The 23,469-nt window shown below is 64.2% G+C and carries 28 protein-coding genes and 1 pseudogene; 15 read left to right on the top strand and 14 right to left on the bottom strand.

Annotated features, from left to right (window positions below; all coding sequences use genetic code 11):
- Positions 1-14 precede the first annotated feature (14 nt).
- From K7711_RS03050 to K7711_RS03040, 3 genes are all read left to right on the top strand, one after another.
- Positions 15-344 (top strand): ArsR/SmtB family transcription factor, encoded by a 330-nt coding sequence (locus tag K7711_RS03050; RefSeq protein WP_222964633.1) that lies wholly within the window; start codon positions 15-17, stop codon positions 342-344.
- 93 nt (positions 345-437) lie between these two features.
- Complete coding sequence (locus K7711_RS03045; RefSeq protein ID WP_308014427.1) at positions 438-2,264, top strand: phosphoenolpyruvate carboxykinase (GTP); 1,827 nt, start codon at positions 438-440, stop codon at positions 2,262-2,264.
- Positions 2,265-2,289: 25 nt separating this feature from the next.
- A complete protein-coding gene (locus K7711_RS03040; protein WP_222964631.1) occupies positions 2,290-2,670 on the top strand; it encodes a DUF5313 family protein in 381 nt (126 codons plus the stop codon).
- 62 nt (positions 2,671-2,732) lie between these two features.
- Here K7711_RS03040 and K7711_RS03035 read toward each other — a convergent pair whose 3' ends face one another.
- Positions 2,733-3,647 carry an SDR family oxidoreductase gene (locus K7711_RS03035; RefSeq protein WP_222964629.1) on the bottom strand — a complete coding sequence of 305 codons (915 nt, stop codon included), beginning with the start codon at positions 3,645-3,647 and terminating at the stop codon, positions 2,733-2,735.
- Positions 3,648-3,744: 97 nt separating this feature from the next.
- Here K7711_RS03035 and K7711_RS03030 point away from each other — a divergent pair, with 97 nt between their 5' ends.
- Positions 3,745-4,401, top strand: a complete 657-nt coding sequence (locus K7711_RS03030) for a TetR/AcrR family transcriptional regulator (RefSeq protein ID WP_222964627.1) — start codon at positions 3,745-3,747, stop codon at positions 4,399-4,401.
- 28 nt (positions 4,402-4,429) lie between these two features.
- Here the strand turns inward: K7711_RS03030 and K7711_RS03025 are convergent, their stop codons facing one another.
- Both K7711_RS03025 and K7711_RS03020 read right to left on the bottom strand, forming a co-directional pair.
- Positions 4,430-5,029, bottom strand: coding sequence for a TetR/AcrR family transcriptional regulator (locus K7711_RS03025; RefSeq protein ID WP_222964625.1), 600 nt, complete (start codon positions 5,027-5,029; stop codon positions 4,430-4,432).
- A 189-nt stretch (positions 5,030-5,218) separates the two neighbouring features.
- The gene (locus tag K7711_RS03020; protein WP_222964623.1) at positions 5,219-5,548 is read right to left on the bottom strand and encodes a hypothetical protein; all 330 of its coding nucleotides are present in this window, start codon (positions 5,546-5,548) and stop codon (positions 5,219-5,221) included.
- A 290-nt stretch (positions 5,549-5,838) separates the two neighbouring features.
- On the opposite strand from K7711_RS03020, the gene K7711_RS03015 reads away from it, so the two are divergent.
- Positions 5,839-6,090: a Smr/MutS family protein gene (locus K7711_RS03015; protein WP_222964621.1), complete on the top strand. Its 252-nt coding sequence runs from the start codon at positions 5,839-5,841 to the stop codon at positions 6,088-6,090.
- A 14-nt stretch (positions 6,091-6,104) separates the two neighbouring features.
- On the opposite strand, the gene K7711_RS03010 is transcribed toward K7711_RS03015, so the two are convergent.
- Together K7711_RS03010 and K7711_RS03005 are read right to left on the bottom strand one after the other, a co-directional pair.
- On the bottom strand, positions 6,105-6,896 hold the full coding sequence (locus K7711_RS03010) for an SAM-dependent methyltransferase (RefSeq protein ID WP_308014426.1): 792 nt from the start codon (positions 6,894-6,896) through the stop codon (positions 6,105-6,107).
- 411 nt (positions 6,897-7,307) lie between these two features.
- Positions 7,308-7,660 (bottom strand): annotated as a pseudogene (locus K7711_RS03005) (hypothetical protein).
- A gap of 91 nt (positions 7,661-7,751) precedes the next feature.
- On the opposite strand from K7711_RS03005, the gene K7711_RS03000 reads away from it, so the two are divergent.
- Both K7711_RS03000 and K7711_RS02995 read left to right on the top strand, forming a co-directional pair.
- Positions 7,752-8,393, top strand: a complete 642-nt coding sequence (locus K7711_RS03000) for a type IV toxin-antitoxin system AbiEi family antitoxin domain-containing protein (RefSeq protein WP_222964619.1) — start codon at positions 7,752-7,754, stop codon at positions 8,391-8,393.
- On the top strand, positions 8,390-9,139 hold the full coding sequence (locus K7711_RS02995; RefSeq protein WP_222964617.1) for a nucleotidyl transferase AbiEii/AbiGii toxin family protein: 750 nt from the start codon (positions 8,390-8,392) through the stop codon (positions 9,137-9,139). Before K7711_RS03000 ends, K7711_RS02995 begins: the two co-directional genes overlap by 4 nt.
- 23 nt (positions 9,140-9,162) lie before the next feature.
- Here the strand turns inward: K7711_RS02995 and K7711_RS02990 are convergent, their stop codons facing one another.
- The 5 genes from K7711_RS02990 to K7711_RS02970 all read right to left on the bottom strand — a co-directional run bounded on the left by K7711_RS02990 (position 9,163) and on the right by K7711_RS02970 (position 12,394).
- The gene (locus K7711_RS02990; protein ID WP_222964615.1) at positions 9,163-9,429 is read right to left on the bottom strand and encodes a hypothetical protein; all 267 of its coding nucleotides are present in this window, start codon (positions 9,427-9,429) and stop codon (positions 9,163-9,165) included.
- A gap of 12 nt (positions 9,430-9,441) precedes the next feature.
- A complete protein-coding gene (locus K7711_RS02985) occupies positions 9,442-10,428 on the bottom strand; it encodes a sigma-70 family RNA polymerase sigma factor (RefSeq protein ID WP_372460090.1) in 987 nt (328 codons plus the stop codon).
- A gap of 145 nt (positions 10,429-10,573) precedes the next feature.
- Positions 10,574-11,281: a hypothetical protein gene (locus tag K7711_RS02980; protein ID WP_222964611.1), complete on the bottom strand. Its 708-nt coding sequence runs from the start codon at positions 11,279-11,281 to the stop codon at positions 10,574-10,576.
- A gap of 67 nt (positions 11,282-11,348) precedes the next feature.
- A complete protein-coding gene (locus tag K7711_RS02975; RefSeq protein WP_308014424.1) occupies positions 11,349-12,164 on the bottom strand; it encodes an SDR family NAD(P)-dependent oxidoreductase in 816 nt (271 codons plus the stop codon).
- Entirely contained in the window at positions 12,161-12,394 is a 234-nt protein-coding gene (locus K7711_RS02970) for a hypothetical protein (protein ID WP_222964609.1), read from the bottom strand. Before K7711_RS02970 ends, K7711_RS02975 begins: the two co-directional genes overlap by 4 nt.
- 557 nt (positions 12,395-12,951) lie before the next feature.
- Here K7711_RS02970 and K7711_RS02965 point away from each other — a divergent pair.
- The 5 genes from K7711_RS02965 (at position 12,952) to K7711_RS02945 (ending at position 17,081) form a co-directional block, all read left to right on the top strand.
- Entirely contained in the window at positions 12,952-14,316 is a 1,365-nt protein-coding gene (locus K7711_RS02965; protein ID WP_235746528.1) for a DUF1254 domain-containing protein, read from the top strand.
- A gap of 32 nt (positions 14,317-14,348) precedes the next feature.
- Entirely contained in the window at positions 14,349-14,510 is a 162-nt protein-coding gene (locus K7711_RS02960; RefSeq protein ID WP_222964607.1) for a hypothetical protein, read from the top strand.
- Entirely contained in the window at positions 14,507-15,712 is a 1,206-nt protein-coding gene (locus K7711_RS02955) for a DUF1214 domain-containing protein (RefSeq protein ID WP_222964605.1), read from the top strand. The genes K7711_RS02960 and K7711_RS02955 overlap by 4 nt, the downstream gene beginning before the upstream one ends.
- 581 nt (positions 15,713-16,293) lie before the next feature.
- Complete coding sequence (locus tag K7711_RS02950; protein ID WP_222964603.1) at positions 16,294-16,770, top strand: DUF2637 domain-containing protein; 477 nt, start codon at positions 16,294-16,296, stop codon at positions 16,768-16,770.
- Entirely contained in the window at positions 16,728-17,081 is a 354-nt protein-coding gene (locus K7711_RS02945) for a hypothetical protein (RefSeq protein ID WP_222964601.1), read from the top strand. The genes K7711_RS02950 and K7711_RS02945 overlap by 43 nt, the downstream gene beginning before the upstream one ends.
- 207 nt (positions 17,082-17,288) lie before the next feature.
- On the opposite strand, the gene K7711_RS02940 is transcribed toward K7711_RS02945, so the two are convergent.
- The 3 genes from K7711_RS02940 to K7711_RS02930 are packed head-to-tail and all read right to left on the bottom strand — an operon-like array spanning position 17,289 to position 20,543.
- Positions 17,289-17,828 (bottom strand): DUF3558 family protein, encoded by a 540-nt coding sequence (locus K7711_RS02940; RefSeq protein WP_222964600.1) that lies wholly within the window; start codon positions 17,826-17,828, stop codon positions 17,289-17,291.
- A 10-nt stretch (positions 17,829-17,838) separates the two neighbouring features.
- Positions 17,839-20,226 (bottom strand): TPR repeat domain-containing protein, encoded by a 2,388-nt coding sequence (locus K7711_RS02935; protein WP_222964598.1) that lies wholly within the window; start codon positions 20,224-20,226, stop codon positions 17,839-17,841.
- Positions 20,226-20,543 (bottom strand): type VII secretion target, encoded by a 318-nt coding sequence (locus K7711_RS02930; protein WP_222964596.1) that lies wholly within the window; start codon positions 20,541-20,543, stop codon positions 20,226-20,228. The genes K7711_RS02935 and K7711_RS02930 overlap by 1 nt, the downstream gene beginning before the upstream one ends.
- A 576-nt stretch (positions 20,544-21,119) precedes the next feature.
- On the opposite strand from K7711_RS02930, the gene K7711_RS02925 reads away from it, so the two are divergent.
- The 3 genes from K7711_RS02925 to K7711_RS02915 all read left to right on the top strand — a co-directional run bounded on the left by K7711_RS02925 (position 21,120) and on the right by K7711_RS02915 (position 22,635).
- Positions 21,120-21,338: a hypothetical protein gene (locus tag K7711_RS02925; RefSeq protein WP_222964594.1), complete on the top strand. Its 219-nt coding sequence runs from the start codon at positions 21,120-21,122 to the stop codon at positions 21,336-21,338.
- Positions 21,339-21,407: 69 nt separating this feature from the next.
- Positions 21,408-21,746 carry a hypothetical protein gene (locus K7711_RS02920; RefSeq protein ID WP_222964592.1) on the top strand — a complete coding sequence of 113 codons (339 nt, stop codon included), beginning with the start codon at positions 21,408-21,410 and terminating at the stop codon, positions 21,744-21,746.
- 415 nt (positions 21,747-22,161) lie between these two features.
- Positions 22,162-22,635: a DUF488 domain-containing protein gene (locus tag K7711_RS02915; RefSeq protein ID WP_222964590.1), complete on the top strand. Its 474-nt coding sequence runs from the start codon at positions 22,162-22,164 to the stop codon at positions 22,633-22,635.
- On the opposite strand, the gene K7711_RS02910 is transcribed toward K7711_RS02915, so the two are convergent.
- Entirely contained in the window at positions 22,632-23,420 is a 789-nt protein-coding gene (locus tag K7711_RS02910) for a DUF8757 domain-containing protein (RefSeq protein WP_222964588.1), read from the bottom strand. The genes K7711_RS02915 and K7711_RS02910 overlap by 4 nt on opposite strands.
- Positions 23,421-23,469 lie beyond the last annotated feature (49 nt).

Raw genomic sequence — 23,469 nt, 5'->3', positions numbered from 1 at the left:
GGGAGTGGCTGATCATGCCCGGAGCGAGCAGGCCGCTCTATCAGATGAAGGCCGAGTTCTTCAAAACCCTCGGGCACCCGGTGCGGATCCGCGTCCTGGAGCTGTTGTCCCAGCGTGAGCACACGGTCGCGGAGATGTTGTCCGAGATCGGGGTCGAGGCGGCGAATCTGTCTCAGCAGCTGGCGATTCTGCGTCGCGCCGGGCTGATCACCGGTCGGCGCGAGGGACTGTCGGTCACCTACGAGATCACCACACCCCAGGTGGCCGAACTGCTGGCCGCGGCTCGCGCCATCCTCACCGGCGTCGTGGCAGGTCAGGCGGAGGCCCTGGAACACACCGCCTGAGCCGGGTTCGACTCGGGCGGGACCCCGCACGACACGTCTGTTTGCTGTTTTTCTAAACTGAATACCCTGGCAGTTACGAAAGAGAGTTCCGCCGTGATCGATCACCCCGACGCCGTGGCCACCGTGCAGGCACCGACCGAGCACGACGGAATCCTGTCCTGGATCGCCGAGACCGCCGAGCTGACCGCGCCGGACCGCATCGTGTTCTGCGACGGGTCCCGCGCCGAGTGGGACCGGCTCACCGAGATACTCGTGGACAAGGGCACTTTCGTCCCGTTGGACGCGAAGCCGAACTCCTTCTGGTGCGTCTCGGACCCCGACGATGTGGCGCGGGTGGAGGACCGCACATTCATCTGTTCGCAGGATCGCGCCGACGCCGGTCCGACGAACAACTGGGTGGACCCGGCGGACATGCGCGCGGTGATGACCGAGCGCTACCGCGGCGCGATGGCCGGGCGCACGATGTACGTGATCGCCTACTGCATGGGCCCGCTCGACGCGTCGGATCCGAAATTCGGTGTGCAGATCACCGATTCGGAATACGTCGCGGTGTCGATGCGGGTGATGACCCGCTCCGGTGTGCCGGTCTGGGAAAAGCTCACGCCGGGAACCGAATTCGTGAAATGCCTGCATTCGGTGGGCGCGCCGCTGGGCGACGGGCAGGCCGATGTGCCGTGGCCGTGCGACACCACCAAATACATCTCGCACTTTCCCGAGCATCGGGAGATCTGGAGTTACGGTTCGGGCTACGGCGGCAACGCGCTGCTGGGCAAGAAATGCTTCGCGCTGCGGATCGCGTCGGTGATCGGCCGGGACGAGGGCTGGCTGGCCGAGCACATGCTCATCCTGAAACTCACCTCCCCGCAGGGCAGGACGCACTACATCGCGGCGGCGTTCCCGTCCTCGTGCGGCAAGACCAACCTGGCCATGCTCGAACCGGCCCTGGACGGCTGGACCGCTGAAACCGTCGGCGACGACATCGCCTGGCTGCGGTTGGGCGCGGACGGTCGGCTCTACGCGGTGAATCCCGAGTCGGGATTCTTCGGCGTCGCACCGGGTACCGGGACGCACACCAACCCGAACGCGATCGCCACCATCGAGCAGGGCAACTCGATCTTCACCAACACCGCCCGCACCCTCGACGGTGACGTGTGGTGGGAGGGTCTGAGCACGCCGCCTGCCCGGTTGATCGACTGGCACGGCAAGGACTGGACGCCGGATTCGAAAACCCCCGCCGCACACCCGAATTCGCGTTACTGCACTCCCATCGAGCAGTGCCCGTCGGTGGCCTCGGAATGGAACGATCCGGGCGGGGTGCCGATCTCGGCGATCTTCTTCGGCGGACGTCGCAAGTCCACCATCCCGCTGATCGCCGAAACCTTCGACTGGGCGCACGGGGTGTTCACCGCGTCGGTGTTGTCCTCGGAAACCACCGCCGCGGCGGCCGGGCAGGTCGGGGTCGTGCGCCGGGATCCGATGGCGATGCTGCCGTTCCTGGGCTACCACGTCGGGGACTACTTCGCGCACTGGCTGTCGATGGCCGAACGCGAGGGTGCGCAGCTGCCGAAGGTCTTCCAGGTCAACTGGTTCCGCCGCGGCGCGGACGGGCAGTTCCTGTGGCCCGGCTTCGGTGACAACGTGCGCGTGCTGAAATGGGCCCTCGAACGCCTCGACGGTGAGGCCGAGGCCGTGCACACCCCGATCGGGTACGTGCCGACCGCCGACGCCCTGGACCTGACCGGCCTCGACGACGCCGAACGCGAACTGGTCCGGCAGGCGCTGGCGGTCGACACCGACGAGTGGATCGCCGAAACCGCGTCCATCGACGACTGGTATGCCTCGATCGGCGGCGACCGGCTCCCCGCAGCGCTCCGTGACGAACTCGCCGCGCTGAAACTCCGCCTGGCCAGGACCCTGTGACGGCCCCGAGACGACCTGTCCGCCGATGAACGACCGCACGACACCGACGCTCGCGCAACGCATCCGGTACATCTGCGGCGGCACGCTACCGCCGCCGATGTCCGCCTGGGTGATCGACGACCTCACCGGCCCCGGGGCCGCGCGGCGCTACCTGCTGCGCATCCTCGTCCCGATCCTCGCCCTGCTGTGCCTGTTCCTGCTGATCCCCGGTCCGCTGTGGATGCGGCTGGCCATGATGGCCTTGCTGTACCTGCCGCTGATCTACTTCACCGCCGCGCTCATGTACGTCTACCGCCGTGCCCGTCTCACCAGTCACGGCCTCGACCCCGCCCTCGCCGACAGTGGGCAACGTCGACGGGTCGCCGCTGAACGCGAAGCGTACGAACGCCGCCACGGCCGAGGCTGATTCGTCCCGGCGGTCTCCGACCTGCCCGCGGCTCGCCACCGGGATCGCCGACCGGATGAGGCTCAGACCTGAGCGGGAACGGATACGCCGGTGAGTCGTTCGGATTCGTTCCACAGGCGTGCACGGACGGTCTTGTCCAGGGCGCGGCGGGGCGGCCGGGCGACGACGGTCGGGCCGACCATTTCCCAGCGCGGGCCGTAGTAGCCGCCGGGCACGACATCCGGGCTGGTCGCGGCGTGCAGCAGCGGCTCGCTGCCCTGCTCGACTCCCTGCGAGGGTGCCACCTTGAGCGCGGCTCGGGCCACCAGGCTCGGACGGCCGCCGCCGAGGTGCGGGCCGGTGGCGGCCAGATTCGTTCGGGTGTAGCCGGGGTGCGCCGCGGTCGACAGCAGCGGCCAGCCGCGTTCGGCGGCGAGGTCGGCCAGCTCCAGCGTCAGCATCAGATCGGCCAGTTTGGACTGCGAGTAGGCCCGGGTCGGACGGTAGCTGTACTGCCATTGCAGGTCGTCGAAGTCGATGCGGCCGAAGTTGGCGGCGCCGCTGCTCATCGTGGCGACCCGGGGTGCGGGCGCGGCCGACAGCAGCGGCAGGAGACGGACGGTGAGTGCGAACGGGCCGAGATAGTTGCTGCCCATCTGCAATTCGAATCCGTCGACGGTTTCGTGGCGAGCGGGCGGGGTCATCACGCCGGCATTGTTCACCAGCAGATCCAGCGGGGCGCCGTCGGCGATCAGGCTTTCGGCGAAGTCGCGGACGGAGGTGAGGTCGGCCAGGTCGACGCGACGGACCTGCACCTCGGCGGCCGGGTGCTGGGCCAGGATCTCCGCGCGGGCCTGCTCGCCCTTGGCCGGTGTGCGCACCGCGAGGATCACGCGCGCCCCCGCCGCTGCCAGGCGGGTGGCGGTTTCTTTGCCGGTTCCGCTGTTCGCGCCGGTCACGACGGCGAGTTTTCCGTGTTGGTCGGGAACGTGGTACATCGTGAACTCCTAAAAGACTGGCGGTCTGTAATATCTACGACCGTAACGGACCGATGGTCTTTTAACAAGAGACCGGTGGTCGACTAGGATGTGATTCGTGAGTTTCAAGCGCGCCCGCAGCGATGAGCAGCGCGCCGAGCGTCGGCGGAAGATCCTCGACACCGCGGCGGAGATGCTGACCGAGATGCCCGCTGCGAAACTGAGCCTCAACGAGCTGAGCCGCCGGGTATGCCTGGCCAAGTCGAATGTGTTGCGCTACTTCGAATCTCGTGAGGCAATCCTGCTCGAACTGCTGGACGCGCAGGTGCGGGACTGGATCGTCGCACTGGAAGATGCGGCGGAGCCGGTCGCGGGCACACCGCGCGAGCGCGGGGACCGGCTCGCCACGCTCCTGGCCGACTCGCTGGCGCGGCAACCGATACTGTGCGACCTGCTCAGCGCGCAGGCCGCGGTGCTGGAACAGAACGTGTCCGCCGACGTCGTCATCGCGCACAAGCACGCGGTCATGCGATCCGCCGAGGCGCTGGTCACGCTCGTGCGGCGGCACCTGCCGGAGCTGGACCCGGCCGACGCGCAGGAGTTGACCGCCGTGGCCGTGCTGATCGCCACCGCGGCCTGGCCGCACAGTCAGCCGACGGCCGCGATCGAAGCCGCCTACGCCGCCGATCCCGCGGTGGCCGCATTGCGGATGGATTTCGCCGCGATAGTGGGCCGGACGCTGGCTGTGACCATCTCCGGTCTGCTGGTCCGCTGATCCGGGGCGGCTGCGGAAATCCGCTGGTTCAAGACGATGTCGCGGTTTGTCTTGCGCGGGCGCCGATCTGGGGAATTCCGGTCAGTCGCCGCAGCGGCTCGTCGAAGCCCTGCGTGCTCAGCGTCGGATCGATCACCTGGTCCAGGATCAGCCCGTCCAGGGTGGCCAGCAGTACCGTCGCCGTCGCCTCCGGATCGGCCACACCCTCGCTGTGCAACCAGGTGGCGACCGCGGCCCGGAAGCCCCGCAGCATCGGACTCAGTCCCTCCCGCAATCGCTCGTATCGTGTTGCGGCCAAGAGAATTTCGCTGAATACCCGGCTGTCGGGCAGGGCGGCGCTGTAGGGCGTGAGGGCTCCGAGCAGCTGCTTCACCCCCGTCGGTCCGGGCTGCGCGAGTGCGCCCTCCAGCACGCCGGTTCCGAAGTATTGCGCCAGCCGCAGCGAGGCGTCGATCAGCAGATCCGTCACCGACGGGAAGTGGTAGTACAGCAGCGCAGTGCACAGTCCGGCGCGCTCGGCCACCATCTCGGTGGTCACCGCGCCCCAACCATGTTCGGCGATCAACACCGCGGCCGCGTCCATCAGCCGCTCGCGGGTTTTGCGGCCCTGCTGGATCGACCTCGACATGCGGCCCCTCCCTGCACGATTTTCACGATCAGTCGGTGGGTATCTGTCTCGCTGCACGACCAAACTAGTGGACACGAGCCCGCTGACACGGTTATTTCACGCAACCTACAGGCCGGGACGGAGCGTCAGCTCCTACCGCGGGACCCGGTGCGCCGGAACTGCGGTTGTGATCGTGTCCGGTTCGTCCAGCTACCGACGATCGTTGGGACGCGACGAGTCCGGCGCGATATGTCCTGCGGCGATGAGGGTTTCGAATGCGGCGCGCTTGCGGCCGCAGGAATGTTCACGATGCGTCTGCATCGTCCGGTGCGCTTCGGCGACCGTCAGTGGCCGCTCCGGTGTCGAACACGACCGGCTCGGCAGCAGGATCGCGGTGTCCCGGCCGCGCCGCGCGGACGCGCCGTGGTGTCCGGAGATCGCCGGCCAACACACCGGCAGCAGCGGAATCAGACCGGCCAGCACGAAACCGCAACCGGCCAGCGCGATCAGCACCACCGACGCTGTACTCCACACGCTCATGACCGAATTCCTTCCGAACTCTCTACCAGCACTCAGGTTCTCTGGTCCGGATTGCGCAGGCGCCCACCGGATTCGAGCCACTCCAGGGCGTTCCACAACAGGATCGGGCGCATCGGCGGGGTGTCATGCCGGCCATGGCGGTCCTCCTACCTTGTGGACCATGCCGCTGTTTTATGTAATATAACGCTGATTGGTGGCATATAACAAGGGTGCTCGCGTCACCGCTCAGGCGGCCGTAGCGCTGCTCGGTGAGGATGGTTGCGCCCTGTCGTACAGCGAAAGTAGTGAAGATGCCCAACGTAGTGACCGTCGATCTGCATCCGGTCTTCCGTAACGATCGCGATATCGACAATGTGGTGCGCTCGGCCATCTTTCGCGCTGCCGGGCAGAACGCGACGTTGGTCGAGATCATTCCGGGGAAGGGGGCGGGCACGTTGAAGAAGCGCGTGCTGGCGCTACTTCGGCAGCCGCATATGCGCAAGCTCTACCGGAAGGTCGAGGAGGACCCACAGAACGCGGGTCGCATCCTGGTGCATCTGTGAACCGGTAGCCGCGGTCAGGGTTTGCGTCCGACGGCCCCGTACATCGCGATGTCGGCGTCATCGATCTTTCCGATGTGTATCGGATCCGGTCGCCACTTGTGCATCTGCACCAGGCCGGGCTCCTCGAGCTCGAGTCCTTCGAAGAACTGCTCCGCTTGGGCTTTGGTGCGCCACCTGAGGGTTTCGCCGTGCGAGTGGTAGAGGTCGCGGACCTTGGCGAGTGGTTCGGGGGCGAAGTCGTCGGTGGCGATCGTCGCGGCGAAATAGCTTCCCGGGGGCAGGATGTCGATGACATGGCGAGCAACGCGCAGCGCCTCGGCGTCGTCCTCGATGAAGTGCAGCATCGCGATCAGCATCAGCCCGATCGGCCGGTTCAAATCGAGCGTCTGCCGAAGTTGCGGAGCGGCGAGAATCGCTTCCGGGTCGCGCATATCGCCGTGGATGTAGTCGGTACGTCCCTCGCGAGTGCTGCTCATCAACGCTCTGGCATGAGCGAGCACGACCGGATCGTTGTCCACGTAGACCACCCGCGAGTCGGGTGCGACCGCCTGTACGACCTCGTGCAGATTGGGCGCGGTCGGAATGCCGGTCCCGATGTCGAGGAATTGCCGGATGCCACATTCGGCGGCCAGGAACCGAGCCGCCCGATGCATGAAAGTCCGGTTGGCCTGCATATGAATTCGCAGAGCAGGCCACACCTCGAGTGATTCCTCGCCGGCAGCGCGATCGGGCTCGTAGTTGTCCTTGCCGCCCAGGATGTAGTCGTAGATCCGGGCCCCGTGAGCCCGCCCGACATCCAGATCCACAGCTTCCTCCTCGCCCACTGACTCCGCCTCCAACCCGTCGTACTTCCGGCCCTCCCCGAATTGATCCTAGGGCCTACATGATTCGATCCGCACACCCAAACCCATTGGGGCGTATATCAATTGGGTGACGTCCTCTGGACCTTGCCGGGGTGGATCGCTCCGGTGGCTTCGTCGGCTCGAAATGAATCCGCCTCGTCCAGGGGGTACCCAGGCGTGGTCGGAGTACTCCTCGCTCAGTTCGATGCCGCCGCAACTCTCGGTGTTGTTGTCGCCGAAGGAGACCGACGTGCTTCCGGAATGGTCGGCAACGAACTGTGACACGGGCGCGTTGAGCTGCTGGTTACGCTCGTCAGCTGAAATAACGTCGCGGATGCATGACCGACGCGGCCGAGTTCTGAGTGATGCAGCAGGTTATGCGTTGGGGCGCAGGCTGGTTCCGGCTCCACGGCGTCGGATGGTTACCAGGTCGTGGCGGGAGGCGGGGAGTGTTTGTTCGTCGGTTCCTTCGACGGTGAAGCCCGCGTCGATGATCATCCGGCGGTCATCGGTGCCGGGTTGTCCTTCGCTGGTGAGGTAGTCGCCGAGGAAGATCGAGTTGGCGAGGTGCAGCGCCAGCGGTTGCAGACTGCGCAGGTGGATTTCGCGCCCGCCCGCGAGACGTACCTCGACGTCGGGGAATAGAAGCGGAACAGTGCCAGGATCCGAAGGCAGCGGTCGGGGGTGAGGTCCCATCGGTTGCCCAGTGGGGTGCCGTCGGACGGCATGAGGAAGTTGATCGTCAGCGCTCAGCGTCAGGTATTATGCAATTCGTTGGGTAATGGCCAACTCTTTGCATAGTTTCGGGAGGTGGTGCTGGTGGCTGAGCGTCGCAGTACACCATTGCCCAGTGAGCTCTGGCGGGCACCGCTTCGAACCGTGCGGCCCCAGGATCTGGCCGACATCTACGCCCAGCCGCGGCCCGAGATCGCTCGGCTCGTCGATCGAGGATTGCTGCACCGCATAGCTCACGGCTACTACGTCATCGTCCCACCGGACTACGTCGGTCGGACCTGGCTGCCCGGTCTCGAGTCGGCCGCCGCAGGTATCGCTGCATCGATTTACGGGGCGGATCGGATCGTCGTCATGGGCATCAGCGCGGCCCGCCTGCTGGGAGCCATACCTCGTGCGCTGGCGACGGCGGTTGTCGCGGTTCCGAGTCAGCACCGGCCGATCGCACTGACCGACCGTTCGGCCCGGGTTCGGTTCGTCCGTCGAGACCCCGACGCTCTCGACGCCGAGCGCATCGAAACCTCACTGGGTGCAGCGCTGGTCACTACTCCGGAGCAGACCGTGCTCGATCTCGCCCGGCGCCCGGAACTGGGTAATGCCGAGGCGGAGGTCCGTCCAGCGATCGAGACGCTGTACCGCCGGAGTGATTCGGCGAGACTCGCACAGCTCGCTACTGATCAGCGTCTGGGTGTGGCGCTGCGACGTGCGGAAAGTTGGGTCGAGCGTTGAGTATCGACGAACGTGACAGTGTCGCAATCCAATTCGGCGTTTCTCCGGAGCAGGTCGAGCGTGACCATCTGATCTCGCATCTGCTGGCGGCGGTCAGCCGAGACTTCGGTGATCGGTTGCACTTCATCGGTGGAACCGCTCTTGCCCGTACGCATTTGGTGAGCGGCAGACTCAGTGAAGACATCGATCTGGTTGCGTTGGACAACCGAACGGCACTGGCAGCCGAACTCGATGTAGCTTTGCCGCGATCCGTTGCGCGGAGCTACGGTCGGCTGGACTGGGCGCCGTCGTTGAGCACTGTCTCGGACACGGGGGCCGCCATCCTTCGCTCCGCGTCCGGTGTGTCCGTCAAGATCCAGTTGCTGTCGGCACGCGGCCGAACGGCGTGGCCGACCGAACTCCGCCGTCTCGAGCAGCGATACAGCGACGTGCCGCCGGCCGAGCTGTTCGTGCCCACGCTGCCGGCTTTTGTTGCGGGGAAGACGGTGACATGGCAGGACCGGCGCGCATCACGCGATCTCTGGGACCTTTGGGCGCTGACCGGCATAGGTGCGATCGACGATGCTGCATGCGAGTTGTACCGGAGATACGGTCCGACGAACCGGCTCCCCAGCCCGCAATTGTTCGATCGTGCACCAGGCGAAGACGACTGGAACACGCAATTGGCCGGGCAGACCCGGCTGGCGATCACGGCCGAGACCGCGCTGGCAGCGGTTCGAGACGCCTGGGCGAACGTTGTCGGGTGACTGGTGTCGCTCTCGAGACAGGGCTAGTGGAAGCCGTCGTCGGGTAGGGGCGGAACAGTGTCTGGTGCGGCCTTTTCGGGGGCCCCGCAGAGTTCGGCTGCGATGCGGAACAGTCGAACGCGTTCGGATGGGCAGTTGTCCTGCTCGTCGGGGTAATCGAGTGCGCGACTATCAATTTGCTGAATCACGTATTCGGCGGCGGCGTCGGATCCGAGCATGAGTTGGCAGAACAGGCGCAGCTGTGCGCGCAGCGCGGCGTCGTGTTGAGCGGTGTTTTCCTGTTCGGGCATGTCGTTGCCAGGTCAGAGCCCGAACAGTGGAAACAGCCCGGAGCCGTGGAATGCGACGACCCCGCTGACGCCGTCGGCGGTAAGTGTCAAGACGTGCACCGCGTGTGGTCGCCGCGCACCGTCATGGCCGCGGGCGTATACGGCGAAGGCGGGCTGTCCATTGGCGGAGGTGGGGAGCAGGTCGGTCGGCCCGATCGCCCGCATCTGCCGGGCCAGGAAGGCCAGGATGGTGTCGCGGCCTTCGAACCAGGTCGCGATCGGCGGCATTTCCCATCGTGCGTCCTCGGTCAATATCGCGACGAGTTGATCGATGTCCGCGGTTTCGAATGCGGTGACGTATCGGTCGAGCAGGGCTCGCTGGCGTGGTTCGGCGGGTTCGGTCAGATTGTCCTGGCTGAGCGGAACCTGGGCGCGTGCTCGCTGCAGCGTGCTGTTGACGGCCGCCGTTGTCATCTCCAGCAGTTCCGCGACCTCGGAGGTTCGCCATTGCAGCACGTCGCGCAGGATCAGGACGGCTCGTTGTCGCGGTGGTAGCTGTTGCAGTGCCCCCATCAGGGCCAGGCGCATGGTCTGTCGTTGCACCACGACAGTTGCCGGGTCGGTCGGTGCGGCGGTGAACAGGAAGTCGGGTATCGGCTGCAGCCACGGTATCTCGGGGGATCGTTGGACCAGCTCGGCGTCCAGGTTCGTCTCAGCGGCGCCGAGATCGGCCGGCAGTGGCCTGCGCCGGCCTTTTTCCAGCGCTTTGAAACATGCCCTGGTCGCAATGCGGTAGAGCCAGGTGCGCAACGACGATCGGCCTTCGAAGCCGTCGTATGCCCGCCAGGCGTCGAGAAAGACGTCCTGCAGCACTTCTTCGGCTTCCTCGACCGAGCCGAGCATGCGGTAGCAGTAGGCGAGCAGCTCTCGCCGGAACGGTTCGCTCAGCCGTCCGAAATCCTCGTTGCCGGTACCGGTTTCGGTCACTGTGTGCATGATCCGTCGATCCTGTTCTTCCATCGGACGTTCTCACGACTGTCTCGAACGACGGAGACGTCGCGACTGAATGTCGTGACCTGGTGCCCGCGGTCGAGCGCTTCCGTGACGATTCGGGTGCCGATGACTCCGGTGTGCATGATTCTCCTGTTGTGGAACGGTTTTCGGATCAGCGGACGGTGATGTCGGCCATGTCGATGGCGACCAGGACGATCCGGTCGTCGCCCATGGTGGTGTAGGCCCGGCGGGTGGCGGGGATGATGATGCCGTCGATGTCGCGGTAGTCGGCGGCGTAGAGCTGTGACTCGGTGCCGGGGTCGACGATGTCGATGGTGAAGTCGTGGCGGCGCAGCAGCCCGTCCGGACCGAAGCAGAACACCTGCTTGCGGGTGTGGCTCTTGATGTGGTCGGGGAAGGTGACGTTCAGCCGCCGCCATGTTTCGCCGTCGGCCTCGATGGGCGCGATCTCTTCGCAGACGAATCCCGGCCACGTGAACAGGAACGGAGTATTCAGGTAGGTCCACAGTGCTTCCCCGGTGAAGTACGCGAGATGCAGGTCGTCCCAAGGTGTTTGGAACTGGTGGCCGTCGAACGACCGCTCCGGGTCGTCACGTGTGTCGACAACCGTGCCATCGAGGTGCTGCAGGACGACCCGGTCGGGCCGGAAGAGCGAGCGTCGGTTCCGACCGACGTAGTCCATGGTCAGCTCTTGCTGTGTGGTGTTCACCTCGAAGCGGACGCCGCGCATCGCGTCTGCTTTTCCCTTGATCTGCCAGAACGCGCCGGTGATGGCTGCGTCGACGTTGATCGACCGGATCTTGTTCCATCGGTCCAGGCCGCCGTGTGCGGCGACCGCGGTCGCGAGTAGATCGTTCATTGCTGTGCTCCTCCAGTGGATGTGCCCCGGTCGCCGGTGTGGTGTGGCGGCCGGGGCGTGCGTGTTGTCAGTCGACGATGAGCCCGCCCGTGAGGTTGGCGACGGTTCCGGTCATCGCGGAGGCCCGGTCGGAGGCGAGAAATACCGCGACCGACGTGAGTTCGGCCAGTGTGGTGGGGCGTCGGCGGTGGGTCATCGCGCTGGCGGCGGCGGTGAACTGGTCTTTGCCGATGCCCAGCGCGTCGGCGTGCAGCCCGTACACGACGTCGATCACCGGCGTCTCGACCATGCCCGTAGTGCGCAGGCAGATCGAGCGGACGCCGTGCTGGGCCCATTCGGCGGACAGCGCCCGGTTGAGGGCTTCCATCGCCGCCCAGCCGACACTCATACCGCCGACCAGCGGCAGACTCACCCGGGCCGGTTCGGGCGTGTGCATCATGATCACTCCCGACCCGCGCGGGATCATGTGCCGTGCAGCGGATTTCGCGGTCACGAAGTGAGCCTGGGCGTACGTCGTGACCGGTCGCAGGAAATTCTCGACCGGAAGGTCGGCGAACGGGATTCCCTGCAGTCCGCGCGGCGAGATTCCGATCGCGTTGAACGACACGTCGATCCCACCGGCGTCGGCCACGACGGCGTCGAGGTGTTCGGCGACGGACTTCTCGTCCAGGGCGTCGACCACGGCGGTCTCGACGGACCCGCCCGCAGCGGAGATCTCCTTCGCCACGGTGTCGAGGTTGTCGGGATTGCGCCCGGTCAGAAAGACCCTGGCGCCTTCGTCGGCGAACCCGCGAGCGACCGCGCCGCCCACCGCCCCACCAGCGCCGTAGACAACCACGTTCTTGTTCTCCAGCAACATGTCCTTCTCCTTCTCGTCGATCACGCCAGGGCGTGAAGTCCGTGGCAGGTGAGCTCGTAGATCCCCGGCTCGTCCTGGTTGCCGGTGTCCCGGCACGGTCGTGCGATCTCGGTGCCGACGGTGGCCGGGGTGAGCTGCGGTTCGAGTGCCGCGGTGAATGTGGCGGTGTCGATTCCCGCGCGCCGGACGTAGGCGGCGACGCCGCCTGCCTCGTCGCCGCGCGCCTGGTCTGGGAGAACGACCGGTTCGGCCATGGTGACCACCTCCTACCAATACAGAGGTGATCGCAGCGCGAAAGTCATCGGTGTTTCATCCGGTCGTATTAGCCACCGACCAGCTAACTCTTGGAGTCATGTTGGAAGTCTGCTCGCCGCAGCCCGCCACCTGTCCGGAGCGCGCCAAGGCTGTACTGAAAGTGTCACTGGCCAGGTAAGTTTCGTCGAACCATCAGCGGCGCGGTGGTTCGGTGTTAGCGTCAGTCTCGCAGCTGTTCTTGACGTGTGTTCATGAGTTGCCTGGACAGGAGAGAACTGTGAGCAAATTATGGCGTGGCCGAGCTCGTACATCATGGGGCGACGATCGTCCCGTGGACTCTTCCGGACCTTCGGACCGTGGCGCGATACCCGGCATCCGGGGTGGGCCTCAGTGGTGGAGACTGCGTAGCGCAGGAGTCGCGGCCGTGGCGGCAGGTGCCGGGCTGGCGGCAGCGGCCTTCGCCCGGGGGCGCGGGTCTTCCGGTGGTCAGAGGACGACGATCGCTGCTGCGCCTGCTGCGGCTAGCGGTATCAGTGCCGAACCTGATGTGTCCGCGATGAGGGTGAGCGAGCCTGCGGCCGGTATCGACATGTTCTCCGGTTATGCCTCGGCGCTGGCGCAGACGGCGTACATGTGGGGGTGGCCACTGGTGAACATGCGCAATCGCCACGATGTGACCGTTCAAGCTCCGCACCCGTGCTTGCTCAATGGTGTGCTGCCGGTTGCCCCGCAGGGGCATTTGGCGATGCTCTCGGATTACATCGATCCATCGGAAACCTTTGTCACCTGCCCGAATCAGGACGTGGTCTACGGGCTGGCCTATTTCGACCTGGACGTGCAGCCGGTGATCGTGCAGGTGCCCGACTTCGGGGACCGATTCTGGGTTTATGCCCTCTACGACCAGCGCACCGACCAGTTCGGTGAGCTCGGCGCACCGTACGGCACCAAACCCGGGTTCTATCTGCTCGCCGGTCCGAACTGGACAGGCGAGGTGCCCAAGGGAGTGGAATCGGTGATCCGCAGTTCCACTGCCCTGGCCAACGCGATTCCGCGGGTCTTCATGAACTCCACCACCGAGGACCACGCGGCGATTCAGTCGGTGCTCAACCAGGTGATGATCTATCCGCTCGGTGACTTCGACGGCAAGCCCAAGACCACCGAGTGGTCGGCACTGCCCACGGTCCCCGGGCCCGCCTCGGACAACGGCGGCGGGGAGACGACATGGGTGGTGCCGGAGAAGTTCTTCGACGAACTCGCCGCGGTCCTGGACGATGTTCCACCGCTGCCCGGCGAGCAAGCGCTCTACGGCCAGTTCCGCAGCCTGCTCGACGCCGCCGACCACGACCCCGCGATCAAACGAGTGCTCGGCGACACCGCCACCGCCGCCGAACACGACATCATCGGCCCGTTCTTCGGCTGGGCGCGCAACGGCACCCCGGCCGGGAACGGCTGGAATCGTTCGACCAACAACGCCCAGTTCGGCGTGGACTACTTCAACCGCACCGGCACCGCCAAGTCCAACATGTTCGAGAACCGGCCCGGGGAAACCCAGTACTTCTACACCGACAACGACGCGACCGGCACACCGCTGAACGGCGAGCACAGCTACACGGTCACCTTCCCCGCCGGCCAAAAGCCTCCCGTGGACGGTTTCTGGTCACTGACGCTGTACAACGACAAGCATCTGTTCCACCCCAACGACCTGCACCGGTATTCACTGGGTACCAAGAACACGAACCTCACCCACAACGCCGACGGCTCCCTGACTCTCCACGCCGGTGCACAATCCCCGGGCCCGGACAGGGAAACCAACTGGCTCCCAGCACCTTCGGGCCCGTTCTCCCTCTACATTCGCGCCTACTGGGGCCGGCAACCCATCCTCGACGGCACCTGGAAACCGCCGGTGATCACCCCGGCCTGAACCCATATCCGTCGCCGGAAAGGGAGCCAGCGATGCCCCAGGACCACGACCACTACGCCGCTCTCGCCGCACTGCCCATGCCAGGGGGCTATCCGGACCCTGGCGCCGAGAAGCGGTTGCGGGAGGAGTTGTTCTTCCAGCGCGCCGTGCAGGTCTACCTGTGGGCGCTGCCCGCGATGAACATACCGATGTGATCTACGGACTCGGATTCGCCGACCTGAGCGAAACCGGACCGCTGGTGATCGACGCCCCGCCCCGGCTGCAAGCCCTGCTCGACGACTTCTGGCACCGGCCACTGACCGGCCCGAGTATCGACGGCCACCAATACCTGGGTGATATCGGGCTGCCCGGTCCCGACCACGGTGCCGGCGGCACTTACCTCATCGTCCCACAGGACTACACCGGTGAGGTCGACCACGACAGGTACTTCGTCTACACCAGCCCCACCAACGGCGTATTCATCTTCGTGCGTGGATTCTTCACCGACGTCGAGGACCTCACCCCAGGGGTGTCGGCAGTAGAAGCGATCACTGTGCGCCCCCTGGACCAAGCCGCGGAGCCGATGAAGTTCACCCACGTATCCGACATACCATCGAACGCGCTGTTCGCTTCGGACGGAAGCTATTTCGACGATCTACACACGTTCATCCAAGCCGAACGCATCGACCGGACCGACCCGTACATGCACGGAATGCTGGCCGCGCTCGGCATCCGCAAAGCAGCCCCGTTCACCCCGTCCGCCCGCGAACGCGAACTCTTGGACCAGGCCGCGAAAACCGCGTGGCGGATCGCCAAAACCACCGCGGCCACCTTCGACCAACAGGACCGGGCTCTGTGGTGGAACGACCGCCAATGGGTCGCCCACGTCAAGACCGATCCCGAAGACTTCATGCACACCGTCCTGGACGAGCAATGGCGCGACCGCACCACCGGCCATACCGATCTCGACGCCAAAGCCCACATGTTCATCAACGCCTACTCGATCAGCAGCGGCATGATGTCCTCGATCGTGGGCACCGGCGCGAAATACGGTGCCGCATACAAGGACAGCGACGGTGACTACCTCCGCGGCGACCAGACGTACACCATCACCCTGCCACCCAACCCACCCGCGGCCCTGTTCTGGTCGATCACCCTCTACGACGCCGACACCGCCGCCGGTCTCGACGCCCCCGGCCAGCAATACCCCTCCCTCAACAGCATGAACGACATCGACACCAACCCCGACGGATCCATCACACTGCAGATCGGACCCACCCCACCCCACGGCGCCCACAATTGGCTCACCACCGTCCCCGGCCACGGCTGGTTCAGCCTCTTCCGCTTCTACGGACCGAAACAAGAATTCTTCGACCGAACCTACAAACCCGGCGATTTCACCAAAACCCCCAACTAACACCCACCCCCACACCACACCCGCTGCGCCCCAACACCCCTCGCGTCACAACCGGAAGTCCGGACAACGAGTCGCCGCCGATCACGGCCGCGCCCTGCCCTGCTGCCGTCACCCCGCCAGCCGGCCGAGCAACATGCTGGTCGAGCCGTGGCAGGCCACCGCGGTTCCCCGCGCCAGACCAGGGCAACCATCCGACCTGCACGTTTCCGTTTCGTTGGCGATCCGGAAGGAATGCACGAATCAAGAAACCTGCTGAACTGCGAAAATGCTTCGCAAGTTGGTGCCCCAGCGGGGCACGTACAGGATCTGCACGTAACCGTACCCGTCGTGAACTGCGGGTTTCCGCCACGGTTGACATCGTTCGGCGTCGTCGTCGTTCCACCGGCGGTGGTGTGCAGTGAACGCCGAGCAGATCATCACCGGGTTGAACCCGTTGCAGGCCGATGGGCTGGCCTGCGTGGTGTGCGGAGCTGACTACCTCCGCATCCGCGTTCCGCAGTGCCGGTCGGCCGATCGGTCACCGGTTCGCAGGTATTCGCCTGTGCCTCCTGCCATTTGAGCGATTCGCAACGGGCGGGAGGATGAGCACCTCCATTTCGGATCGCCGCGACCGGACACTGTGGATCCAGTGCGCGTGTACCGCCGTGGTCGCTTTCGGCGCGGCGTACGCGTCCTATCGGCACGGCCGGGAGTTCACGCTGCGGTTCGGCGCGGACGCCACGACGGCCAGCATCTGGCTGTTGATCGTGGACGGTTTGTTGACTCTGGCGACGGTCGAGTTGTGGAAGACCGGCGGCGATCGGAGTGCGGGCGGTCGGTGGTCGGCGTGGTCGGCGTTCGTATTCGGGATCTGCCTGTCGCTGTGTGCCAATATCGCTGCGGCACCGGTGTTGAGCCTGTTCAGCGTCGCGGTGGCGGCGTGCCCGCCGCTGGCGTTGCTGCTAGCGGTCGAACTGTTGAACCGCGCGCTGAAACGGCACCACGCCGAGACCGCCGACGGCGTCCTGCTGCTCTCGTGCATTCCGCACGCCGCGAGACCGGATTGCGGACCGCGCTGATCCGCGCGTTCGGCAGCTATAGCCCCGGCCTCGTGATCGCGACCACCAGTCGCGACCTGACCCACCCCGACGGTCCAGCAGGACCGGTGTGGGCGCTGTTGACAGCCGAGAGCGGCGACGCTGTCACCCAACGGCTACGGCTGGCCGATCTCCCCGAGCGCGGCCCGTGCATCGCCCACCACACCAGCGCCGAGCAGCCCTACAACGAGGCAGCGTTCGAGCACTACGCCCCACAGATCCAAGACCTCCTCTACCCCAACCAGACTCGGCCCACCACCGGATACCGGGCTGGCCCCGCACGACGTCGCTGAGGAGGCCATCCTGACCGAATTGGCCGTCCCGTCTCCCGATAACCGATGACAACCACAACAATCCGAGTTGATCACCGCCGAAAGGTATGCAATTTCCAGAATCGATACAACCGTGCCATTATCCCATGCGGATCCGCGTTACAGTGATTCTGTAGTGCGCTCCTGGGATTCTGTGCGCCAGGTTTTTAAGTGGCCGACGTGCTACTTTCAGATGCCCGGCGGCAGCGCAGGAGCAGTCTTGGATGCGAAGTCAAGGAGAATCTGACAGGGATCGTGGCTCGACGACGCGGTGTCGAATCGAATCGCACCCCCCCTTATCTCTAGAATTAGGGTGCACGCCTCGCCAGCGATCGGGCCATCGACCAGCGCAGCTCTTCCGTCTATCGCTTCCTTCTTTATGGTGGATTCGTGATGATAGTATTCGTAATACGCTGTGGTTTGGTTGGTAACTTCTACAAGGATCCCTGCGCCGCGGTCTAGTATCTCGCTAGGCAAGGTCGAGTACTTACAACCCTTCTTCTTAACTTTCGAGTCGTCACCACTAGAGTCGACTTGCGGATTGGGATTGGCCAACAGCTTTTCCGATTCTAGTGCGCTTGCAGGGATATCGTGACATGGGTCGAACGATGACGGAATCGTTGGCGAGATCTCCGGAGTGGCTGCCGTCTTTTCTGAATTGCAGCCGGCTAGAAGGATGGAAATTAATGGCAACGAGAAGACGAGTTTTCTCGTTCGACTTAGCGACATGTCACCCGCCTCACTTGTGCTGGCTCGAGTCTGACGGTGCTTGTGCTCCACCTGTGGCGAGCTGTTCCAAGTCCGAGTTATTTTTGACCTGATTGAATCCTACGGTTTGGCCGTAAACATCGCCGTAGGTGTTGATAACCTGCCCCTGAAGCCCTACCGAAAGGGGTGTGTCGCTATTGTTGTTATATGCAATCATCCGGTTGATGAAATCTTGTGTTCCGACTTGAGACATCTTCTCGGGGTCGAGGTACTGAACCTTTTGTAGAGTCGGATCCGGATTTATGGTATTCATCAGACCCTTATAAGCTGGATCTTCGACGAGACTCTTTACGGTATCGGTAACTTTACCTCCAGGCAATGGAACCTTATCGACGACGGTCTTGACCGTATCTGCAATCTTCTGATTGTCGTCGTGTGCCTGCTGTGCCTGTGAGTTATGTTGTGCGACGTCGTTGTGTTCTTGGTAGATCAGGGCATTTCGCTGTGCTGCATCGACGTGCGCATCCAAACCGGCGAGATTGCGAACAATTGCATTCTTGTCCAGGCCGGGGTCGGAATTCGATGTAATCTGTGCCAAAGCAGAATTCTCGTACACCTGTCTGGCCATGTCGAGTGTGTGACGCCCGTCTTGAGTCTGACTGGACAGGAAGAGTAGTCGCTCGGAATCCTTCAGTTCCAATGGCACCGCGGCATTCAGGGCATTCGGACTGTTCGGCACATTCGCGAAGGCGTTTATGTCCGACGCTGAAACGCGCGCAAGAGCGTTAGCCAGTTCCGGATTCTTATTGAAATCATCTGTGGTGTGCTGGAAGATCGTCTTACCGTCGTCGGCTGTGACCAAGGCTTCGCCGTTCTTTGGTGCAAGAGTCTCCGGCAATGCCGCGATGGTCTTCCGGGCAAGGTCCCCCTCGGAACCCTGGTCGTGAACGTGATCAGCCGTCCATCCGTATAGCCCCGATGCTTCCTTACCTTGGTCGCCCCAATCGTGGCCGAAGACCGCTTGGGTGAATTTATGCGGATCATAGTTTCCGGTGGGCGTGTACTGATTGCCGTTGGCGCCGAAGGAGAGGTCGGCCGGAATTTTTTGACCGGTATGGGCATCGAGACCGGTCATCAGCTGATAGTCGGCGTCATGGTTGCGCAGACCGACGTTGAGCATCTGATTCGCTGCGTTCTGGATGGTGTTCTTGTCTTGGTCCTGGAATCCAGGCGGCATGGCGCCGTTGGCGTTGGCACTGTCGATGTAATGAGCCATGCTCGCGGCCTGACGCGAGGTTTCCATGCTGAACGTCGTGCCACCGGTCATATTCGAATCGCTCTTGGACAGCAGGTTCGCCAGGCGGGATCGGTCGAGCATTCGTTGGCGGGCGGCGTCGGCGTTTGCGGTGCCGGTGTTGTTGTATTCCTCTTCACGACCGGAGATCACCGCACGAATGTCCGATGGCAGGTTCGTGTACGAGCCGGGTGAGGTGAGCTTGCCATCGGGGCCTGTGCCGGTGCCGAGATGCTCGTTGGTGACGGCCATGAGCCCGTCCGCGAGGGCCTTCTGCTGTGTGACAGCGGCTGTGCTGGCCGGGTGATCCGCTGTCGCGGTGGCGTCTTGCTGCAATTGGTCTTGCAATGCAAGCAGACCGTCCTTGCCCGAATGCTGCAGGAACTCCTTGTAGTAATCCTGGACGTCGGCAGGCAGCGTCGACACGTCCTTGCCATCGGCCAAGTCCTGAAGTTGTTGCGGCGTCAGCACATTGGTGGGCAGATGCGAAGCGACCTCGGTGAGCTTGGCCGTGTCGTGGTTCTTCGCGGCAGCTGCGGCTTCGTCGCCGTCTTCGGCGCCGAGCCGTTTACCTGCCGACGGCGCATCGGTGACGTCGAGATCGGAACCGAACAGATCTCCGGCGGCTCGAACGAGTTCGGCTGCTTCGCTGATCTTCGTCGCAGCCGTTGAAACAGCGTCACGGAATGGGTAGAACGCCTGGTTGATAGCGTCCTGCAGGTCGTTGATGGTGGCCGCGGGAACCCCGTCTTTGTCGGGGATCACCCAGTTGTCCGCGACCGTCAGACCGTGACTCACGGCGTCGTTGACCTTGTTCAGCAGCACGGTGCGGTGTGAGTCGATGTCGCTGGCCGCCTGTTTGATCGCTGTCGCCAGATCATCGACGTAGGTCCACACCTTGCGAGCCTGGTCGTGATCCTCGCCGACGCGATCGTACGCGGCGTTGTAGGCAGCGCCCTGCCAGGATGTTCCGAGGCCGGCGAAGTACTTCTTCGGCTGGTCGATGTTGACCTCGAAGGTCTCGTCGTTGTCCTTGACCAGTGCCGCGGCCAGACCGGTCAGCGTCGAGGGCTGCCACTTCTCGACGTTCGACCGCAGCAGCGAGGTCGTTCCAGCGTCGACCATTACTTCCCTCCCAGGTGCTGCACGTCGAACTTGTGCATCTCGGCGGCGAAGTTCTCGTCACTCTCCAGGTACCACTGCGCTGCGGTGTCGATCTTCCCCGACACATCCGAGAGCTTCTTCGCGACCCGCTGATACGCGCCGTCCACGAACTGTCCTGCCTGAGTGCACACCGAATCCAGGCCGCTGCCCGGCAGTGCCGCCGCGATCGCGGCGGCTGCGGCAGTGGCATTGACCTTGGTGATGTTCACCCCCGCGGCGGCCAAAACTCCTGCCAGCTTGTGCAACTCGTCGATGTCTGCTTGCAACAACTGCGCCATCGGTTATCCCCCATCAGCTTTGAGCCGTACAACGTCCAAATTATTAGATCACGCGAATTTCCGCTCAACGAGCGCTGAGCGGAGCCGGGCCAGCTGTGCAAGGTGCTGGATCAGCATGTTCTCGCGTGCCCGACAGCGAGCAGGTAGCGGCCGTCGCCGGTGAAGTCCAGCAACGTGCGATGTATTGCAGCGGGGACATCGTTTCCTCGGGGAGAACCGTCACAGTGATATACCCGCGGGCATCGATCGGTTATCGGATCCAGCATCTGTCCATGATGGAGCCGGGGCAGTTGCAGCCCACTGTCCGGAACTTGCGCCGTGCGCACCGCAATTGCGTTGTGGGACAGGATAATACGCCGCAATGCTGCGGTGCACGGTGGAAACTACTGAAGATTCGCGCCGATATGGGCCGGGCATGGTCGGTGCCCGCGCCGACCGGGCCGCCGGATCTGCCACGCCGTGACCCCGGCGCATCGGGGTCGAGCGACGGGCGCTCGATCTGCCGCCAGATGAGGTGTTTGCCCGCGTGGCCGCTGGCGTCAAAACGTGGGCTGGCCGGAGAGTCCAGGGGGCGCGATGACGGGGCCGATCGCTGGCTGGCTTCAGCGTGAATACGGGGCGTGGGCGGCGGTGGGCGATGATGGCTGGCTCATCGAACTGGCCGATATGGACGGACTCGACGTGGGCGATACAGCGGTGCTGAGTGTCACGAGGGTTATCGACGTGGAACCGCTCAGCGTGGTCGACACCGAGGTGCGGCAGGCACTCGAAACGGGCGACTACCCGGAGCGGTAACGGGCTACCTGCCAGCTCCGATAGCGGTGGTGTATGACCCGTTCGAGGCCCGAAAGGACCACTCCCGCAATGCAAACCATACAAGTCGGCGACAAGATCCGCCGCCACGACGGCAGCGTGCGCCGTGCAACCCCGCACCAAGTGCGAGTCGTTCCGATCGCTCGAGCGGTACTGATCGCAGTCGCTCAGCGAGAAGGGACCATCACCTATACCGAGTTGGCCGAGGCAGTCGGTCACTACAGCCCACAGAATATCGGAATGCTGCTCGACGGCGTGGCCGTCGACTGCCGCAAGCGCGGTGAGCCCAACCTGCCAGCTGTCGTTGTGCGGGCCGACAGCGACAAGCCAGCCTACGAATACGCCTATGGAGACGACGAGGTCGTACGGGCAGAGCAAGCAAAGGTCTAGGGTGCCCCCGGCGGGATTCGAACCTGCGGTCTGGCCTTTAGGTGATGGTTACAGCCTCTAGGTGCCCCCGGCAGGACACACAAAACATGGGCAACCGGAAAACGCCTGGTCATCGTGGGTAAGTACTCGATCTGAAACAAGTAGCGGACATCCACGCGAAGTTTCCTGGACCGCTCCATCGGGGTGGCCCAACTGTTGATCATCGACGCCAGCCGTTGTATCGCCGCAGATCCGGTGCTGTCGTCCCGGCTGCACGGGGTGGTGGGGATGCACCGCCTGGTACACCGAATCTGACTGCTTGGGCATCCCTTCGCCGTCGCCACGTGGTTCGGCAGCCACTTGGCGGGTCGGATCCTGTCGCGCATTTCGTGGTCCGTTGTGCTGCATCGGGGTGGTTGATGCACGATAGGGACCCATGGGAGCCTCTGACACTGCCGCCGAGTATGACGCCACGGCAGGAACCCTTGTCAGCATCGGCTACGAGGGCAAGACTGTCGGCGCTCTTGTCGCCCAGCTCGTCGAACAAGACGTCCAGGTGCTTGTCGATGTGCGCTTGACTCCGCTGAGCCGTAAACCTGGGTTGTCGAAGACGAAGCTTGCCGAGGCTCTCGCTGCGGTGGGCATCGGTTATGTTCATCACCGCGCACTCGGCAATCCGAAGAGCAACCGGGAAGGGTTCCGTGCTGGTGAGCCGGAGTCTCACGCCCGGTATCACGAGTTGCTCGACAGTGCCGCTGCGACTGAGGCTCTTGCGCACGTCTGCGAGCTTCTCGACGGTGGCGTGGTGGCGTTGCTGTGTTTCGAGCATGATCACGCCGAGTGTCATCGGGACATCGTTGTGCATAGGCTTCTGGTAGCCCGACCCAATGCCGCCGTGGTGCACGTCTAGAACAAGGCGAGCTCGGTCTTGGGGTACCAGACGCCGAGGACGGAGAAGGATCGGCGGTGTTGGTTCTGGTTGCCGACGTAGAAGTGGACGTCGCGGCCGGGTGAGAGCATGGTGTCGCGCCACTGTGCCAGGAGCATCTCGCGCGCTCGGGGGGCACCGTAGGACTTCAGCCACCGTCGGCCGGCTTGTCCGGCCTCCCAGTCGAGCACTTTCTGGTCATGGCCGCGGCACTTCGGCGCCTGGCAGCGGTACTTGTATCGCACAGAGAATGGCGCGGGTTCCAACGGCTCGAGCGAGGTCCCGAACAGATCGGGAGCAGACGACTTTTCGATCTTCGCCTGCTCCGCGGCGGACCAAGGATCTCCCGCGACGACGCTGACCTCGACATCGCTCGGTTGTATCAGTCCGAGCGACGGTGACGGGATGCCCATGCCACCGACAGGGTTTTGTGTGAGGAGCTCGCACATCGTGGTGGCACCGATAAGGCCGTCGAGGTTCATCCGGCGCCGCTGCCAGTTGCTACCCGGGTCCAGCAGCTCTATATGTTCCATCTCGTCCTGGCGCGGCCGGAATGATTCAGGGCGGTTGTCGTTGGGTTGCCTGTACGTGCCGTTGAGACGCAGGACCTCGTACTTCTTGAATTGCTTGTTGAAGTCCTCATTGCGGAACTTCACCGGATACAGGCGGATCCACTCGGGATGTTTTCGATCGATCCTGACGCCCGCGACGCAGACGGTCTCGCCGTAGGTGTCGCTCGGGTTCGGGTAGGTCTTGACGGTGATCATGACCTCGACCGTCTCGTCCCCGGGCCGGGGTTGCCTGAGCTTCATTCCG

The sequence above is a fragment of the Nocardia coffeae genome, assembly GCF_019890715.1.
Taxonomy (GTDB): domain Bacteria; phylum Actinomycetota; class Actinomycetes; order Mycobacteriales; family Mycobacteriaceae; genus Nocardia; species Nocardia jiangxiensis.
The sequence above is the reverse complement of the archived record's forward strand: the minus strand, read 5'-3'. Positions and strand labels throughout refer to the sequence as shown.